This window comes from Methanolobus sp. ZRKC4, assembly GCF_045291305.1.
GTDB lineage: Archaea > Halobacteriota > Methanosarcinia > Methanosarcinales > Methanosarcinaceae > Methanolobus.
Genome location: NZ_CP146983.1, coordinates 579,952 through 597,447, shown reverse-complemented (window position 1 = coordinate 597,447; position 17,496 = coordinate 579,952). Strand labels below are relative to the sequence as shown.

At 39.7% G+C, this 17,496-nt stretch carries 20 protein-coding genes; 4 read left to right on the top strand and 16 right to left on the bottom strand.

The genetic code is table 11. The features are described 5' to 3' along the window. Positions 1–37: 37 nt before the first annotated feature. Positions 38–250, top strand: coding sequence for a hypothetical protein (locus V7O67_RS03080; protein WP_342306275.1), 213 nt, complete (start codon positions 38–40; stop codon positions 248–250). Here V7O67_RS03080 and V7O67_RS03075 read toward each other — a convergent pair. The 10 genes from V7O67_RS03075 to V7O67_RS03030 form a co-directional block, all read right to left on the bottom strand. Continuing rightward, positions 236–1,363, bottom strand: coding sequence for an SO_0444 family Cu/Zn efflux transporter (locus tag V7O67_RS03075; RefSeq protein ID WP_342306276.1), 1,128 nt, complete (start codon positions 1,361–1,363; stop codon positions 236–238). The genes V7O67_RS03080 and V7O67_RS03075 overlap by 15 nt on opposite strands. Beyond that, positions 1,363–1,719, bottom strand: coding sequence for a metalloregulator ArsR/SmtB family transcription factor (locus tag V7O67_RS03070; protein ID WP_342306277.1), 357 nt, complete (start codon positions 1,717–1,719; stop codon positions 1,363–1,365). Before V7O67_RS03070 ends, V7O67_RS03075 begins: the two co-directional genes overlap by 1 nt. 44 nt (positions 1,720–1,763) lie before the next feature. Beyond that, positions 1,764–2,537: an energy-coupling factor transporter transmembrane protein EcfT gene (locus V7O67_RS03065; RefSeq protein ID WP_342306278.1), complete on the bottom strand. Its 774-nt coding sequence runs from the start codon at positions 2,535–2,537 to the stop codon at positions 1,764–1,766. After that, the gene (locus V7O67_RS03060; RefSeq protein WP_342306279.1) at positions 2,530–3,363 is read right to left on the bottom strand and encodes an ATP-binding cassette domain-containing protein; all 834 of its coding nucleotides are present in this window, start codon (positions 3,361–3,363) and stop codon (positions 2,530–2,532) included. The genes V7O67_RS03065 and V7O67_RS03060 overlap by 8 nt, the downstream gene beginning before the upstream one ends. Further along, positions 3,348–4,163: an energy-coupling factor transporter ATPase gene (locus V7O67_RS03055; protein WP_342306281.1), complete on the bottom strand. Its 816-nt coding sequence runs from the start codon at positions 4,161–4,163 to the stop codon at positions 3,348–3,350. Before V7O67_RS03055 ends, V7O67_RS03060 begins: the two co-directional genes overlap by 16 nt. Positions 4,164–4,171: 8 nt before the next feature. After that, positions 4,172–4,714, bottom strand: a complete 543-nt coding sequence (locus V7O67_RS03050) for a biotin transporter BioY (protein WP_342306282.1) — start codon at positions 4,712–4,714, stop codon at positions 4,172–4,174. A gap of 204 nt (positions 4,715–4,918) precedes the next feature. Then, entirely contained in the window at positions 4,919–6,517 is a 1,599-nt protein-coding gene (thsA, locus tag V7O67_RS03045) for a thermosome subunit alpha (protein ID WP_406658285.1), read from the bottom strand. A gap of 248 nt (positions 6,518–6,765) precedes the next feature. Next, on the bottom strand, positions 6,766–7,176 hold the full coding sequence (locus V7O67_RS03040) for a hypothetical protein (protein ID WP_342306284.1): 411 nt from the start codon (positions 7,174–7,176) through the stop codon (positions 6,766–6,768). A gap of 164 nt (positions 7,177–7,340) precedes the next feature. After that, the gene (locus V7O67_RS03035) at positions 7,341–7,496 is read right to left on the bottom strand and encodes a hypothetical protein (protein ID WP_342306285.1); all 156 of its coding nucleotides are present in this window, start codon (positions 7,494–7,496) and stop codon (positions 7,341–7,343) included. Between the two features lie 191 nt (positions 7,497–7,687). Then, positions 7,688–9,013: a hypothetical protein gene (locus tag V7O67_RS03030; RefSeq protein ID WP_342306286.1), complete on the bottom strand. Its 1,326-nt coding sequence runs from the start codon at positions 9,011–9,013 to the stop codon at positions 7,688–7,690. Between the two features lie 294 nt (positions 9,014–9,307). Between V7O67_RS03030 and V7O67_RS03025 the strand changes: the two genes are divergently transcribed. Next, positions 9,308–9,595 carry a hypothetical protein gene (locus V7O67_RS03025; protein WP_342306288.1) on the top strand — a complete coding sequence of 96 codons (288 nt, stop codon included), beginning with the start codon at positions 9,308–9,310 and terminating at the stop codon, positions 9,593–9,595. A gap of 522 nt (positions 9,596–10,117) precedes the next feature. Here the strand turns inward: V7O67_RS03025 and V7O67_RS03020 are convergent. From V7O67_RS03020 to V7O67_RS03010, 3 genes are all read right to left on the bottom strand, one after another. Further along, a complete protein-coding gene (locus V7O67_RS03020; protein ID WP_342306289.1) occupies positions 10,118–11,659 on the bottom strand; it encodes a tetrathionate reductase family octaheme c-type cytochrome in 1,542 nt (513 codons plus the stop codon). A gap of 348 nt (positions 11,660–12,007) precedes the next feature. Next, positions 12,008–12,301: a DUF5658 family protein gene (locus tag V7O67_RS03015; protein WP_406670807.1), complete on the bottom strand. Its 294-nt coding sequence runs from the start codon at positions 12,299–12,301 to the stop codon at positions 12,008–12,010. A gap of 284 nt (positions 12,302–12,585) precedes the next feature. Beyond that, positions 12,586–13,389 carry a hypothetical protein gene (locus V7O67_RS03010; RefSeq protein ID WP_342306291.1) on the bottom strand — a complete coding sequence of 268 codons (804 nt, stop codon included), beginning with the start codon at positions 13,387–13,389 and terminating at the stop codon, positions 12,586–12,588. 438 nt (positions 13,390–13,827) lie between these two features. Here V7O67_RS03010 and V7O67_RS03005 point away from each other — a divergent pair, with 438 nt between their 5' ends. Continuing rightward, positions 13,828–13,956 (top strand): hypothetical protein, encoded by a 129-nt coding sequence (locus V7O67_RS03005; RefSeq protein WP_406670805.1) that lies wholly within the window; start codon positions 13,828–13,830, stop codon positions 13,954–13,956. A 4-nt stretch (positions 13,957–13,960) separates the two neighbouring features. Here V7O67_RS03005 and V7O67_RS03000 read toward each other — a convergent pair whose 3' ends face one another. Together V7O67_RS03000 and V7O67_RS02995 are read right to left on the bottom strand one after the other, a co-directional pair. Next, the gene (locus tag V7O67_RS03000) at positions 13,961–14,656 is read right to left on the bottom strand and encodes a 4Fe-4S binding protein (RefSeq protein ID WP_342306293.1); all 696 of its coding nucleotides are present in this window, start codon (positions 14,654–14,656) and stop codon (positions 13,961–13,963) included. A gap of 468 nt (positions 14,657–15,124) precedes the next feature. Then, positions 15,125–15,807, bottom strand: a protein-coding gene (locus tag V7O67_RS02995) for an IS1 family transposase (RefSeq protein ID WP_342303728.1) whose coding sequence is annotated in 2 segments (ribosomal slippage) — positions 15,125–15,478 and positions 15,481–15,807 — 681 coding nt in all. Because the reading frame shifts where the segments join, the coding sequence is not laid out codon by codon here. A 75-nt stretch (positions 15,808–15,882) separates the two neighbouring features. On the opposite strand from V7O67_RS02995, the gene V7O67_RS02990 reads away from it, so the two are divergent. Then, positions 15,883–16,155: a hypothetical protein gene (locus tag V7O67_RS02990; protein ID WP_342306294.1), complete on the top strand. Its 273-nt coding sequence runs from the start codon at positions 15,883–15,885 to the stop codon at positions 16,153–16,155. A 390-nt stretch (positions 16,156–16,545) separates the two neighbouring features. On the opposite strand, the gene V7O67_RS02985 is transcribed toward V7O67_RS02990, so the two are convergent. Beyond that, positions 16,546–17,403 (bottom strand): rhomboid family intramembrane serine protease, encoded by an 858-nt coding sequence (locus tag V7O67_RS02985; RefSeq protein WP_342306295.1) that lies wholly within the window; start codon positions 17,401–17,403, stop codon positions 16,546–16,548. Positions 17,404–17,496: the final 93 nt, after the last annotated feature.

The following is a 17,496-nucleotide window of genomic DNA, read 5'->3' as shown; positions in this document are numbered from 1 at the left end:
TTAAATCCAATATACATAATTTCAAGATGGAATTATTATGCCGGAAAAAGAAGATTTCTCATGGGATAACAGTAAAATTAAAAACGGCAACACTCTTGGAAAAATAATCAGTATACCTGCTCAGGAAAATACTAACATTGGAATGCCTGAAAAAGTACAGTCAACTTTTGAAGATAAGAAGGAAATAGTTATCGATGAGTTCAAAGAGAAAATGGCAGAAATTCTCTCAAGAGAACTACATAAGAAATAATATGATATATCCTTTGTTTGACTTCCTTTGTTTGTATACACCATGAAGTATGAAAGGTATCAACAATAGTGCAAACATTGTTTTAATCCCGGGAGCCAGTACATCGCTTGCGCTGCCAACAATTGAACTTAGCTCAATACCCATTTTTAAATAAATGACATCAAGGAGAAGCCCAAATGCCAGTGAGCACAATGCTATCATTCCAAGATAAATAGTTGCACTTCTTTTACCGAGGAATTTTGCCACCATTGTGATAGTTGCTGCATTTGTAGCAGGTCCGGCAAGCAGGAACACAAAAGCAGTCCCCGGGCTCATGCCTTTTGAAACCAGAGCAGCAGCAAGTGGTGTTGAAGCCGTTGCACAGATGTAGAGTGGAATGCCTACAACCAAGACGATGAGCATGGAGAAAATACCCCCTCCCAGATAACCACCCACCAGTTCCTCAGGAATCACATAGGATATGATCCCTGCAAACAGGATACCTACCATTAACCATCCGGAAATATCCCCAAGAAGTTCAACGAAAGAGTATCTGAAAGCTTCCTGCAACTTGCGAAAAGTTGAAGCATCTTCATCCAGGACTACGTCTGTGCCACATGAACACGATGAATCACTGCAGGCTGCCATTGGCTGCATCATCAGAATATTTTTCTTATGAGCGGATTCTTCCTTTGTTTCACCCATTATATTTTCTGCAATTCCAGTAAGTAACGCAGTGGTCATACTGGCAATTGGACGGAAAACCGTCATTATGGGATCAAGCAATGCATATGTGATAGCTATGGAATCCACTCCGGTTTCAGGGGTGGATATTAAAAAAGAAAGAGTTGCACCTTTGGTAGCACCTCTGTTCTTCAATGATAGTGCAGTCGGAACCACGCCACATGAACATAGTGGTAGTGGAATACCAAGCAGTGAGGCATTTAGAGCAGACCTGAATTTTCCTGCCGACTTACCAAGATACTTCAGTATTTTTTCATCCGGAACGAGTGCGTGCAAAAGACCTGCAACTGCAAATCCCAGAAAAAGATATGGTGCCGCTTCCTCAAACAGACCCCATGACTCTATTGCCACTCCAGTGATGATCGTTAGAAGAGATTCAAACATCGTCATTATTTTGGTTCCTCCACGTGTTCTCTGCACATAGACATGAATAGTTCAACATGCTCGTCTGCCAGATAATAAACTTTGAACCTGCCTTCTTTTTTTACTCTTACAAGGTCAAGCTGCCGGAGAGTTCTCAGGCTATGAGAAATTGCCGACTGCGAAATTCCAAGTGCTTCCTCTATACCTTTAACGCACAGATCCCCCTGTAACAGAAGGAATAGTATCTTCAGGCGGGTGCTACATTGAAGGGCATTGAATATCTGGCACATGGAAGATATCGACTCTTCAGAGGGCAATTTTTTGACTTTTTTGTTGATAGATTGACCGTCTGCACAGATATGACCCACACGTCCCATGAACATATGAGCATATATTCATATATTCATATATTAATTTATTCCTGTGATCAGAGTACAATACAAAAAATGAAAATGATTGAATACAGAAAAAAGAAAAGATAATCAACTTTTTTAATCATCATCACATGGATAGACGTACGTCCTAAACTGCTGTAGCAACGGCTCTCCATTGCCAGTGCCACCTCTTCAACTCTGCGTACAGAAGAACTTACAAGTGGAACAGAAAGAGAAAATATAGCTTTTACAGGCGCTTTTTTGATATTCAATCCACGAGAAAACTGTGCTTCCTTCAGGCTTCTAAAGTTGTCATACAGCAACGGTACAAAATAGATAGACAGGGACATCATCATGGCAAGGTCATGGGAAGAAATACCGATGTACTTCAGTGGTAGCGGACGAAGAAGTCTTTCAATACCTGTTGTAATTCTTGATGGTGATGTGGTCGCTGTGAGTAAGGCCGCAAAAAGCAGCAAGAAAATAAACCGCAGTGTAATGATACTACCCAGCACCAGACCCTCATAACTTACCGATATCCATTTGAATCGATAAATTATGGTTCCTTCCGTAAAAAGCAGTTGGGTGATGAAAAGAATTGCAAAAAAGAATAGCATAGGACGTACTGAGCGCACAAAGTGTATTGATGGCAGCTTGCAGGCAATAACCAGACTTAAAAAAACAAAAGCTATTAACACTATTTCTACAAACGATGAAGCTTCAAGAATACAGATACTTGCAAGCATAAGACCAATTATCTTTGTCCTCGGATCGAGCCTGTGAAGCAGGGAACTACCGGGAACGAATGACAAAAACAGATTATTCATCCTGATTTACTCCCTTTTTCTCCAGTTCATTTCTTATCTCCCTAAAAGCATCATCCACTGAGAAAATACTTTCACGGACATTGAAACCCATCAGATTAAGCTCTTTCATAAGGAGAGTTATCTCAGGCAAAGGGGATGAAACTGAGTTCAAGTACTCTTCCGGAGTACCAGCGAAAGCTATTTTTCCATTTTTAAGAAGAATCACCTTCTCAGCAAACGGAAGAACTTCACACATCTGATGTGAAACGACAATTATGGAAATACCTGAACTATGAAGTTTTTTCAGTGTTAAAAGTAATGATGAACGGTTCTCCGGATCAAGGCCTGAAGTGGGCTCATCCAGAACCAGGTATTCTGGTTTCATGGCCATTACTCCGGCCAGTGCTACCAGACGCATCTGACCACCGCTTAGAGCAAAAGGCGAAAGACCGGAAATATCCATATCCAGACCAACCAGATCCAGGGCATCACTTACCCGTTTATCCAGAGCCGAACCTTTTAATCCGAAATTAGAAGGTCCAAAAGAAACATCTTCAAAAACAGTCTTTCCAAAGAGTTGCTTTTGAGGATATTGCATCAACAGACCTGCTATTGAACGCACATCCTTACTTGTGGATTCTATTCCACTCACTGTTACCGAGCCGGACTGGGGTTTGAGAAGACCGTTAAAGTGCCTGATAAGAGTGGATTTGCCAGACCCTACTTCACCCGCTATAAGAACGAACTCACCTTTTTCGATAGATAAACTTACGTTGTCCAATGCCTGTTTTTCAAGTGATGTCCCGCTGTTATACCAGAAACTCACATCCCTTACATCAATTGACATAAAGCCTCCCTGAGTTCTTCACGGGAAAGGGGAAAACAGGCCGGCTCTATAAAACCGGAATCACAAAGCCTTTTTGCCAGCTCAATTATAGGTGGGAGCTCGAAACCGAAATTCATGGCATCTCCCTGACTCAAAATAATACGTGGATTCCCATTATGCGTGATGTTGCCATTTTCCATTACTAATAAACGGTCTGCATGGACAAGCTCTTCCAGGCGATGTGTTATATATACAACAGTAGTTCCGTTTTCATTCAATTGTGTAATCAGGTCCAGAATGTCCTTTCGGGACCTAGGGTCCAGCATGGAAGTCACCTCATCAAATAATATAATTTCAGGTTCCATGGCTAGAACAGAAGCCAATGCAACTTTCTGTTTCTCACCACCACTTAATGATCTCGAAGTATGATTTTTGTACTCCTGCATGTCAACATTCTGAAGTGCTCTATCTACACGATTGCGTATATCTTCCTGCGGAAGACCAAGATTCTCAGGGCCAAATGCAACATCCTCTTCCACAGTCATTCCTATGAACTGGGACTGAGGATCCTGAAAAACCATACCCGCTATCTGACGTATATTCAGGATGGATGAAGGATCAGTGGTGTCCATTTCTTTCACGATAACAGAGCCTTCGGTGGGAAGAAGAAGACCATTCATGTGGCGTAAGAGTGTTGATTTACCAGAGCCGTTCTTACCTGCTATGGCTACGAACTCTTCTTTGTGGATATCCAGAGAAACTGAATCAAGTACCTGTGTGCCGTCAGGATAACGATAACTCAGATTGTTTATGTGAATCATGCAAACCTTTAGATAGAGTATCTGGACGCTATGACCGATGATGCAATTATTTTAAGAATGGCTCCGGGGATGTAGGGAATGAGACCAAGTGCTATTGCCTCTGGAAAAGAGAGACTTGCAACGTTCATGAGCTGCAAAACACCGAACAGGTATATAGCAAACAATCCTGCCAGCATGAACAACATATTTAGATACACTTTATCCCGACCATATCGGTCACAAAGAAATCCGATTACAAAAGCACCAAATATAAAGCCTATGAGATAGCCACCTGTTGGTCCGAAAAACATGCCCAGTCCGGAACTACCACCTGAAAATACAGGAAGACCTGCAATTCCCAAAAGCAGGTAGACTACTACACTTATTGTTCCCCACCTGGCTCCCAGAATTGCTCCTGCAAGCAGTATAAAAAGAGTCTGCAGAGTTATTGGAACAGGACTAACAGGGATAGGGATCTTAATGTAGGCACCAACTGCCATCATAGCAGCAAATAGAGATGCAAAGACCATTTTTCTAATGTTGTCATTATGAGAATATACTTTGTCTACCACAAAAAGTCACCAGCCATTTTTAAGAATGCTACATATATGAAAATCTAATTTTAATAGATATCCATGCATAAGTAACATTGTCAACCATTTAACATACGTGCGGTTTACAAATTATATAATCCTTATCCATTGAGGTAAGCAAAGTAAGAAATACAAATAAAAAAGATAATAGTGTGCAGGAAGAACCTGCACTGAAAAGAAAATTTACATATCCATATCAGGCTGTGGCATTCCAGGTGGCATTGGACCATTTTTGGAACTTGCAGCAACAACGTCGTCGATCCTGAGGATCATAACTGTTGCTTCAGTTGCTGCATTGATTGCCTGAGTCTTGATTCTGAGTGGCTCGAGAACGTCGTTCTCGTACATATCAACGATCTTGCCAGTGTAAACATCAAGACCTGCATTCTTGTTACCCTGCTCATGCTGTGCACGCAGCTCTATTATCTTGTCTATGGGGTCAAGACCTGCGTTCTCAGCAAGTGTCTGAGGTATAATTTCAAGTGCTTCTGCAAATTTGCTGACTGCAAGTTGCTCTCTACCCTTGAGTGTTGCTGCATACTCATTGAGCCTGAGTGCAAGCTCTATTTCGGGGGATCCGCCACCTGCTACTACAGTCTGGTCTTCAAGTGCTACAGCTGTGACGCAGAGTGCATCGGTAAGTGCGCTTTTAAGGCTGTCGACAATATGTGCGGTACCACCGTGAAGGATAAGTGAAGCAGTCTTTTCTTCCTTGCATCCTGTAAGGAAAGTCATCTTTGAACCACCGATGTCTCTTTCCTCGACAGCATCTGCCTGCCCGAGGTCTTCCGGTCTTATGTCCGTAACGTCCTGGAAGAGAGTTGCTCCGGTAGCCTTTGCAAGTTTCTGGAGATCACTCTTCTTTATCCTTCTGCAGGCATAGATACCGGCCTTTTCAAGATAATACTGGGCAAGGTCATCGATTGCTTTCTGGCAGAATACGACATTGGCACCGCTTGCAATGATCTTATCTACCATTTCCTTGACCATTCTTTCTTCTTGGTCAACGAACATCTGCATCTGGTCCGGAGAGGTGATCTTGATTTCAGCATCCTTTTCTATCTTGTGGAATTCGATACCGAAACTTGCCAGCATGATCTTTGCGTTTTCGACTTTCTTTGGCATGTTTGGCCTTACGCGCTCTTTGTCAATGATAAGTCCCGGAACAAGCTCCGTTTCCTGAATACTACCACCTTCTCTCTTTTCGATGGTAATATCGTCCACATCAACCTGAATGCCATCCTCTGTCTCTTCGGCAACTGAAAGCACAGCATCAATAACCAGGTCTGCAAGGAAATCTTTATACTCGCCAGCACCCTTTCCGGTGATGGATGTATTGACAAGTTTTTTCAATGTTTCCCTGTCGTCCCTGGAAACATCAATTGTGATTGTCTTGAGAATCTCAGCGGCTTTCTGTGCAGCATGCCTGTATCCTGATGCGACAATTGTTGAGTGAACACCTTTTTCCGAAAGTTCCTCGGCTTTAGTAAGGAGTTCTCCTGTGATAACGGCTGCAGTTGTTGTACCATCGCCAACTTCATCATCCTGGGTCTTTGAGACCTCAACTACCATTTTTGCAGCCGGGTGTTCAATATCCATTTCCCTGAGGATGGTTGCACCATCATTAGTAATGACAATGTCACCAAGTGAGTCTACGAGCATCTTGTCCATACCCTTGGGTCCAAGGGTGGTTCTTACTGCCTTTGCCACTGCTTTTCCGGCAAGGATATTAATGCTCTGGGCATCTCTTGCACGAGAGCTCTTGTTTCTGTTTCCTAACATGTACGTGGGCTGTCCTGACAAATTATAACCTCCTTATAATAACAAACCATTGCGTATCGATATAGAAGTTAGTGTTAATTTTGATAGAGTATCAGAGATACTCATGCTGAACAATCTAGATGCAAGCAGTTCTATATAAAGATAACTGCTGAGATTTGAATGGATATGGAGAGGAAAAACAGAGCATAGTAAAACCCCAGTAAGGAAAAGTAACAGATAAAACAAAGGAAATAATTAAAAAAGCAGGCCTATTGCCTGCCATATAATTTATTCAGATGCGCACGTATCATAAAATAGATATAATCCCTGTAACACCCTACATCAGGTATATCAAATATCGCCATTCCCCCGGCATTCCAGAAAACATTTGAAATAATGTTTTTCCGTCCCATTTCATCGATCACCTGCTTGAGTGTTAAAAGATCATCGACTATTTGTCTCCAGTCACCAGCATGTGTTTCTGAGGAAGCTACCCCTTCGGCAAGTTCAAATTGCTGCAAGGTAAATGTGTACACCTGGAACAAGTGAATGTCATCCGTTGTTAACTTGATCAATCCACTTTTTGAATCCTGGCGCAATACTTTCAGGACGAGTGGAACGTCAGGTGACCGAAACGCACCCTTATCCATCTTTTCAGTATATATATTGATTTCCTGCATATTTTCACACCCGGGACATTAACCTCTAATTTAAGATGCTCGTTTATGCAAATAAATATTGCTGAAAGATCGGATAAAAACTAAAGAAAATAAAAAAAATAAGATAGCCAACGCTTCAAGTGCAATCAGGAACTTGAAATATACAGCAGGTCCCTGTTTACAGCTTAGTATGAGACAAGTGTCTGGATACAGGCACTTTTAACGAAATTGATCATATTGCACCTGAGTTCAAATTCCTGTTCGGAAAGATCATCTGTGTCAAGATATCGGCAGAACATTTCCCTGAACTCATCAAATTTTTGCTCGTCTTGTTCCTTCATAATTCCCCTCGGAGTTACAAACGATTATGTAATCAACATATATATGTTTTGTTATATAAAAATGTTCTGTTCAGGGTTTACATGTCAAAACATGAACTATAGAGTAAAAGATAGGCTTAAATCAAAAAAGGAAATTATGTGAAAAATGTCCATTGTGTATAATGTCAAATAAAAAAGGAGATAGGAGTTCCTTACTCAGTATCACCTACCGTAATACTGTACTCGAAATTATCAGTGTTCCCGGATAGAATACTTAGTTCCCAATCTCCGATGGCCCCGGTTGCCTCATAGACCTCAGTGTAAGTTGTCGAATATTGCTGGTATGCGGATGATTCAGATGAATACGTCATAACATCAGCACTTCCAAAGTTCACAGAGCCTTTGTTCACGACCCTTACAAGCTCGAGTTCAGCTTCTTCATTGCCATTTTTGAGCACAAGATCAAAGGAAGGATTTTGTGCTGCAGACCCACCTGAATAACTTGAATATTCGTACTGGTTTGTTGACACTTCAATTCTGATAGGTGCATCAGAAAAGGTGGCAAATTCTGTTACGAAAGGTTCTGATGGTTGTTCCCATATATTGAGATATAACTGGACCTGGCTCTCCCATTCATTCAATGCAGGATCCCCTACCCCGAGATCAATTGAAGTGCTGTAACTACCCTGTATGCCCTGAGGAACTTTCAGATGTATCTTTACAATTACTGTTTCACCGGCTTTGACCTTTGAAGGTGCATCTATGGTAATCGAATCTTCGCCGAATGTCTCATCAAATGATGGTTGCTCCGGGTCGTAGTAGGATCTCTCAGGATATATCTTGTTTGTGATAATTTCCGGACTTATGGAAATATCCTTATCTCCTATGTTTACAAGTTTTACCTCATAATCGTATTCTTTACCTGCCTCAACCCTGTCATTAATATAGTTACTTGAAATCTCAATGCTTGGTGGTATCCAGACCTCAACAGAAAGGTCAAGAGAATTACCGTAGTAGACAGAGGATATTTTGTAATCTTCTTCGATGTCAACAGTATCCGCACTGATAGATGATCTGTCAAAGACTATATTTGCGTTGTAGTAGCCCAGGTCTGCATCATCGGGTACTGTTACCTCTACTATGAATTTCCTTTTCTCATCAGACTTCATCATTACATTTGAAGGTGTTACGGTGACCCATTCTTCTTCAAGATAGTTCTCTGTGTATGGTTGTAACACCATTATCGGATCAATGGTTACGGTTTCATCATTCCTGTTGATGACAGTTATAGAAACTGAGCTCGTTTCACCGGGCTGCAATTGCAGATGCGAATATGATGGTTTCACCTGAAGCTTACCATATCCCATGTCAGGAATATTTATGGTTTCCACATCTTCTGCATACGATACACCTACAAAGGACCTCTCCGAAACAAGTGGTTCCATCATAGGAGCAACATCATCTGCTATTGCCCCTGTGGCAAAGATGGCACTGACAAACAACAGCCCCATTGCAATATATAGCGGAGTTTTATTCATTATAGCATACTTCCTCTTTAGTTCTCAGATCATAGAAGTACCCGCACATATTAAAGAATTAACTAAACTTCAGATTGACTTGAAGTTATGTATGGCAAAGCATCTTGAAAATAACTTTTACAGTATACTAATCCTGGAAAGCACTTTAAGTCACATAGGAATGAATAAGTTTTAACTCATTTCCTTTTTCTTCTTTTTTACAGTACAGTTTTCCTTTAGCATTGCCATCATGATTTGTTACAAAAAAGTTCTACGCAGCCGAATATTTATATATTCCAACAATAGATGCATATTATGCAGGAAAAAAGATATCAAAAGGGCTACTTCATGGCTATAGGCATTGCTATTGGCCTCCCCCTCGGGATTCCTATAGGCCTTATGTTAGGCATGATCGCTATGGGACCGGCAATTGGTGTAGCTCTTGGAGCAGGAATTGGAACATATCTTGAAAAGAAGTATAACCCGAATCCTTTACCAATGACACCTGAGCAGGAAGCTCAAAGAAAAAAAGTTGTTCTGGCACTTGGGGCAATCCTCCTGCTGGGAATTCTAATGTTTGTTGCTTTGTTGATGATAAGTTGAGATGAATAATATGCAGGGATCTAAAGTGATTACCTTCGGCTCAAATATCAGGAAATTGTGGAATACTATAATCTAACCTCTGTGAAAAAACTAGTTTTTTTTTCAATCCTGACATTTTATATTTGCGATGATTACTGGTTTTACAAAAAATGGAAATTCTTCAAAGCAAAAGACGAACTGAAAATAAGACCTTTTTGGAGATTGTTCCTTTCAATTTTCTATGTCGTGTACCTGTTCTCAAAGATAGAGGAGTTTACCTAAAATGTTATGAACTTCTATTGGGACAAAAACCAACCCATGGTTCCTGTCAAAACATTCAAAATATGACATATTGTTGCAATTATTCCTTTTGTTGCGCTCTTGATAGGTACTGTTGAAGGACTCGTTATTAATTTTCTGTATTGATTCAAGCCTGTATCTCTTTAAAAATACTAATCGATCCATCAGAAAATAATTCGATACTGACAGGAAATCAGGAATAAAAAAGATAGTTGGTGTGATCCATTACACACCAATCTGATTTTATTTGCGTTTGCCAAACATCACAGCAGCAAAGAGACCGAACAATCCCACTACCAGTTCAAATCCGGGACTGGATTCAGATGCCTGAGACCCGGCTTCTTCTGAAACTGCGTCCATTGATTCGATTTTTTTGAGCTCTTCATCACTTATCATCCTCTCACCAACGATCATAGGATCCCCGTCATACCCAAGAGCAGCGAAGTCCATGGCATCATCGTCAAGATGGCAATCTTTACATTGAAGAGCACCCTCTTTTGGTGCAACTTCATGATTTATACTTTCATACAGTGATGTTTCCACGAATTCATACTGACCACTGTAGGGCATATCTACATAATCCATACCTGCCTTGGATGCCCGGTCCCAGTCATATGCGACCCAGTAGGCGTCCTCGCCTCCAAAAAGGTCAGGGATTATGAGGTAGTTGTACTGTGCATCACTGATCTGTTTTGCAAGATGGATCTTGAATGGATATATCTTGGAATCCACATCATACCTGTCACCCAGTGGAGCAGTGAGAACAGTAACTCCTTCAGGATCTACTTCATCCCCAAGGTAATACTTATCAAAGCTACCATTGAACCAAGCATATGTTGGAGTTACATTCATTTCCCAGATAAACTCACCCTTCATCATGTTGTAAGTGGCTTTACCGTATTCATCCACAGGTACCGTATCAAGATCCTGTCCTGCTTTAGACCAGTCCCAGTACATCTTTGTTGGCACTTCCCGGGCAAATGCGGGTACGTGACAGGTCTGACAGGCAATGGAATCTGAGTGAGCGTCAAGGCGTTCTTTGAAAACTCCCTGATGCGGCGTGTCTCCATGACAATCAGAACACAAAACCCTGCATTCAGACCCCGGAACACCAGCAAAGCGACCTGCGACATTGTGTGCAGTCGTCTTGTGACAGTTCTGACAGTCAAAATCCATACCACCCATGTGAACATCAAGCTCTCTTGAAGGCTCAAGTAGCGCAGATGACATATCACCGTGCTTTACGTTGTCACCACCACCACCGAAGAAGTGGCAACTTCCTCCACATGTCTCACGTGACGGACTTCCTATACTCTGAGCTACGGCTACAAGATCAACAGAAGAATCAACAGCTCCTGCACCTGTGGGTATTTTCTTGTATGTACCTGTTGTCTCGTGACAGACCACGCAATCTATGTTCGATGCATTGGTGAAGTCAAAGGTCTTGTCCGCCCAGCCATACCCTGTGTGACAGGAAGTGCATCGTGGTTCATTTGAACCTATGGCTACACAGAAATTATTTATCACTGTGCGTTTACCCAATCCTTCGTGCGATTGTTCCTCACATCCACACTCTGAACATGTTGTCCAGAGCCAGTGAGTCGAATTCAGCATGTCTGTTGCCTGCTGGGAGTGACATGAAATACAATCTGCAGTCACATCCGGTCCTTCCTCGTATGGGCCGGTAAGGAACGAATGGTTCAGATACGCGGCAGAAGAGGAAAAGGACAAAGCTATCAAGCAAGCAAGCAAACAGGAAAACCCAACGTAAAAATTGTGTTTCATGTTTCAACCCCGGTATAAATTAAATAAAGTTAAGTCTACCTAACATAAGTACTATATAAACGTGAAATTTGCACCTATTTAAGTATTGTGTAATACTGTCAAAAGATAGTGAGTTAACAGTGTTAATAAAGTATCTTTTCGATACTTAATTAAAAGAGATAATATTGAAAAGCGAAAATGGAGCTAAAAAGAGAAGAACAGGAAAGTCAGAAGGAAAAGATCCGCCTTTTCAGATAGTACCTAGCACCCACTTAATGACCTTATCTTTCTCTTAGACCGAGTGTTCTTTTTTTTGAATATCAGGCAAACCTGCACAGGATATAAACTGATGCATATGATCCTTGTTCTTTAAGCATGAACAACTGCCATATTGCTTACAGTTGCAAGGAGACCAATACCGGTTACTGCATACCTTGTGATGTTCCAGTAATAGCGGCCTGCATTCCTGTACACGTGATATAACACAAACATGAAACCTATTTTCAGAGGTATCAATGCAGTATAACCGTACATACTGAAAATCCGGGACAACACAGGATTTCCTTCATAGAACATACCAGTCTGCAATGCATAAAGAGTTGTTAACGTATCTCCTACAACATACAAAAGCAGTACCGGTTTGATATCCTCTAAAAAAGACATTTCAAGCCTACTTCATGCATGGATGATCGAATAAACAAAAGCATCAAGTAATGCCTCTGGATGGCTATAGTATAATCAGTTATCATATTTGGGTACCACCAAATTGTATTATTAGCTACGATGTAGTGTATCTTACAGATAACGTTTAAGTCTTCCCGCATAATTTTATAATGTACTAAAGATAAAATATTAGAAATAAATGACAGCTTCAGCTTTCCAGAACTGTTTATTTAGATAACGCACGAAAAAAAGATATAGAGGACAGAAATAATCTATTACTAAATTCAACAAAAACCCAGAACAACCATTTCCCTTGTTTGGTCGATCAGTTCCCTTATATTATCTTCCAGAAACTCATCATCAAGATCGCCACATTTAGCGCTTAAAGCCGCAAGATGTTCTATTGCTCCCAGCATCCCCACATCAAACTTGTAAGCATTTTCGGACTCATGAATTTTTTGAATCATTGTTAGCATCGTGTCCTCAGGCGTCAATTCAACCTCATTCACGTCACACAACATTTTCAGGTAGCTTTCAAGAGCTTTTCCAGCAATGATACCAGCATGAGGAAAGGACCCTTGTTCATACAGACTTTCTGCTTCTTCAAGTTCAGAATTTACCAGATTTGCTGTAACACTTCTCTGGCGATCGTTCCTTGCTAAAACGATACGATGTCCTACTGAGTGGATTATACTGACCTGAGCATCAAAACAGGCGATGAACACTTTTCTTAGATGTTTTTTCTCATTGGAGTTGCCAACAGGGTCTTTCAGACCGATGAGGGTCACTATCTTTTGGTGCAGCTCTGCAAGGTCTTCATGTTTTGATGTCCTGCCCGAACCTGCATATTCCTGAACAAGCTCCCGGCAGCTTTCATACCAATCTTCGTACCTCTGCAAAAGAGCACTTTGCAGAATCTCGTTCTTTGAATTTATCTCGCATATCCTGTATTCTACATTCGGCAATCCCGTAGAACCATCTTCAATAGGCTTCATCCTTTTTTGAGTGGTACCTCCCAGCAGATTCATATACATCTTTTCAATAAGATCGGCTTCTTTGATGTATGTGGCAATGTCTGGATTGGTCATAATAGTAGAATGGAAAAAATTGTATATAAATAAGGCGAATCAAACATGGCTTTTTTGGATAGCAAAATATTCTGCAAAAATTAAGATTATAGCCCAACCCCATGCATCTTCCTAAATTTTGAGTACATATACCATCAAAGACTATCACATCCATGTTTCTCGTAAAATTCCAGTGAAAGCTAAAAAGAACACTGGGGATTGACCATATTGCACGAAGAACATAAGTTATACAAAATTAACAGCTCGAATAGGTATATTAGTGGATTTTGCTTGGGTTTCCATTTACCCATAATGAAGGAAGTGATGAGGTAGTATGTGAGACTGTATAAAATTCCTTCAAAAAAAGATGGACAATGACTTATACCTCATTTCAGATATCAATATATAATCCAAATATGAAAAGAAAATGGCCACTTGCTAAAATAAATTGGTGGGTTGGTGGAACCCCATAATAAAGAAACTCTACTTTCAAAGGTTGGAGATGTACCAGATAGAAAGAGAAAGAAAAAAAGCATTGATTATGATGAAACATATTTAAGCTTCACCGTAGCTATGCTTGCGGTTTGAATAATTAGAACTGGTTCAAAGGGCATACTTTGATGCAGAGTCCACATCGAAGTCCACCAAGATCATTGAACATATACTCAGCACACTTTTCCCTGTGAATAATTCCTTCTTCTGTAAGGGCATCAACCGGACATATCTCGATGCACTTCATGCACTTACTGCATGCATCATTGACAAGTGGAAGTTCTATCTTTTCTTCAGAATCAAATGGTGCATCTGTCAGTATAGAAGTCATGCGTACTTTTGGTCCAAAATCTTTTGTAATCAGAAGATGGTTCATGCCAAAGTTTCCAATCCCTGCCTGATAAGCAGCATATTTGAAAGAAAGAACACCCTTTAGCGTCTCACGATCGGCATACCAGTAACCGTATTCGCTTCCCTCGCTCGGAGCAATTGTTGCCATATAACTTTCTTTTTCAATATGCTTAGCCAGCTGGAATGCAATGATTCTTAATGTGGCTGTAGCTGCCATAAGTGTATTTGTATATTCACCCCTGCCCTTGGGCAACGTTTCAAAAGCCCCCCGTGGTACAGAAACTCCCAGAACTATTACTGACTTCAACCCCTTCATTACATCCTGAGGTTTGTTTCCTGTATAATCTAAATTTTCAAAGCATGATTTGTCAGTGATACCAATAAAATCAGCACCCAGTTCAAAAGCCATATCCTTTATAATTTTTGTAAGATTGGTCTCTGTCATTTTTAATCTCCTTTTGAAAAGAAGTCGCTATATTTATAGGATAATGGTTGTAGATACAACTAACTTGCTGCATATAAATTTTACTATTTCCGGCTCTGTAGAAAACCTACCAAAATCAGTATTTGTGGACTTAATTTAACAAATTATATCAATATCATCGAGTACATTTTGAATAATTGCATACGGTTATTTGTCCCATAATTTAGAGGATTTCTACAGAGCCCTATTTCCCATTCCGCCAATTAAAGGAAAACTTCAAACATCATTTCAAAAAACCCATTTTTGCGTATAAATAATCTCGGATTTACAGCAGTCATGCAAACCCAAAGGAAAATAATTTCCTATTAGTTTGTATAATCGGAAAAATAAGTGTTATAAATTGACTAATTCCGCTTGAAACCTAGATTATATTCTAATCAGAACCATTGACAAACTTTATGAATTAATATACAACATAATAGGGCATTGTTAATTAAACATAGCTAGTTCTTTATTCCTATATTTCATCAAGAGCAAAACGGAGATTTTTAGCATTTCAAGACTTTTAGTATAACACTTTGACTTTCTCCTTAGTCTTGCCAGGAAATGCCTAAATATGCTGTTGTATCCTTCAACAGTATATGTTTCTGCTTTTGATCGAGTATGGATGTTTCTGGGGACTAACTTGGCATATGCCCTCCAATAATCCGTCATTACTTCCCCAACCTCTTTTGTCTTTAACTTTTTCCAGAGTTTTTGTCCTGTTTTTGTTCCTCTGCTGCCAAAAGAGCAATCGATGAATTTCTTCCCATATCTATCAACAGCAATCCATATCCAGCAGTAGTTTTTTTATTCCCAATATAAGTATGCATCTCGTCCAATTCCACAACAGAAATCTCATTTTCACTTTTTAGATCCTCTAATTCACTACCAAATTTTCGAATCCATTTTTGAACAGAAACATGACTAACGCCCAAAAAACGTCCAATTGAACGAAATCCCAACCCCTCCAGATAGAGTTGTAAAGCCTGTCGCTTAACAGATACGGGGCTAGCGGTGGATTTTATATCTACTGAATAGTTGTATCCACAATCATGGCATTTGTAGCGTTGTCGACCATCAATCCTACCGTTCTTCTTATGACTGGAACTCTTACACTTTGGACAATTCATATATAAAAAGAGGCCATCATATTATATAACGATGTTTAATTACCAAAGCCCATAATAGTTAATGGGGAGATTCAAATGTATACAGTCTACATTACGACACTGAATGGTTCATTCATAAATGTTGATAAAATAATTCAACTATATGTTACTGAATATGAGGGTGAAGAATACATAATGGCTATGTCTTCTGATGAAACATCGGACCCTATTTTAGAATATACAAGCAGTAAGGATGAATTAATTTCAAGCGTCATTTCTATAATAGCCAGTGCAAAAATTCAGTCTGAAACTCTTGGAAATGCTGTTATAATAGATGTAGCAGAACAACTGGAACAGAACTATGTTTAAAAAAGCTCCAATTATATGTTATCCACACACAATGTCTTAAATATCTTTCATGGACGATCCCATCGATAGTACCGACAGGGAAGATCAATTACCGCTCAAGTAAAACTTCAGTTTATTCATGTCCTTAATTCAAGATGATATGGAACATTGCTACACATCATACCGTTACACCTGTATTTCTAAAGCGAGGCAGCAACCCTACAACAACCAACCTCCTGCCAGTATCAAAACTCTGCTAATTGAATTTTGAGAAAAAATGCCATAGCAGGTATAATAATACATTCTTCCAGACACTCAAAGAGATTATGTTCATTTACCAATCCACTGGAAGAAAATTCAGGCTATCTCTTTTTGAGGAAAGTAGTCAGCCTGCAGTTTGTACATTTACGATTATTTCTTAGAAGTTGCCAAAATAAGTAGAGGAATGAAAATCCCAAAAAAGTAACCTGTATAGTGACCAACAGAATTGACAATAGCACCGTCCCGCATTATCTCTTGAGGAACCAGAACAGGCAGGATCAATATGTAATCTAAGGTTCCAATGAATAATCCCATAATGTACAATTGTTTGAAATTAGGAAAACATCTCAACCAATTCCTGACATCTAAATTCTTCTTGATAACTTCTGCAATGACATCCTTTTGCAGGTAGACCAATATCAATGCAAATGTAACTATGAATATGTACTGGAATAGTTGAGAGGGAATATTCCCAAGGACCAGTAAGAGATTCATAATAACTATCAGGAAAAGGAATGTGAGATCAATGCTCTTGAAGCAGTATTCTTTCAGAAATCTATAGACCACATATGTCAGATAGCCGAACAACGAGCTGACAGGTCCTGAAAAACCCTGATATGTTGTGTTAGGGCCAATCATGTTCATAGATACAATTGATATTATCCAGGGTAAAACCAGAAACATGAGTATCGAGTACACATAGAAGTTACGTTTATTTGTTTCAAGATTGAAAATTAAAAAACAAAGTGTTAGATAAGAAACTAAATTACCCAATAAATGTGTCAGGTCATTATGCACATAATTTGAGAGAAAAAGCGAATACAGTGTTATCTTTGAAGGGTACAGGATGAAATATGTTTCTTTCAGGCTGACAGGAAGATAAAATATGAAGACCAGAACTGCCGGAACCAGTAAAAAATAAAATAGCCAGTCACTCTTTTTCCAGTTTGCAGAAAACAAAGATGTTAAATAAAAACTTTCAATATGGCACTTTATAGACCCTGACATTTAAAATGTATTTTAATTTGACTGTAAATATGCTTTTGGGTTGATTCGTTACCAAATAAACTTTCACCAATAGCGATATAATTCAATATATCC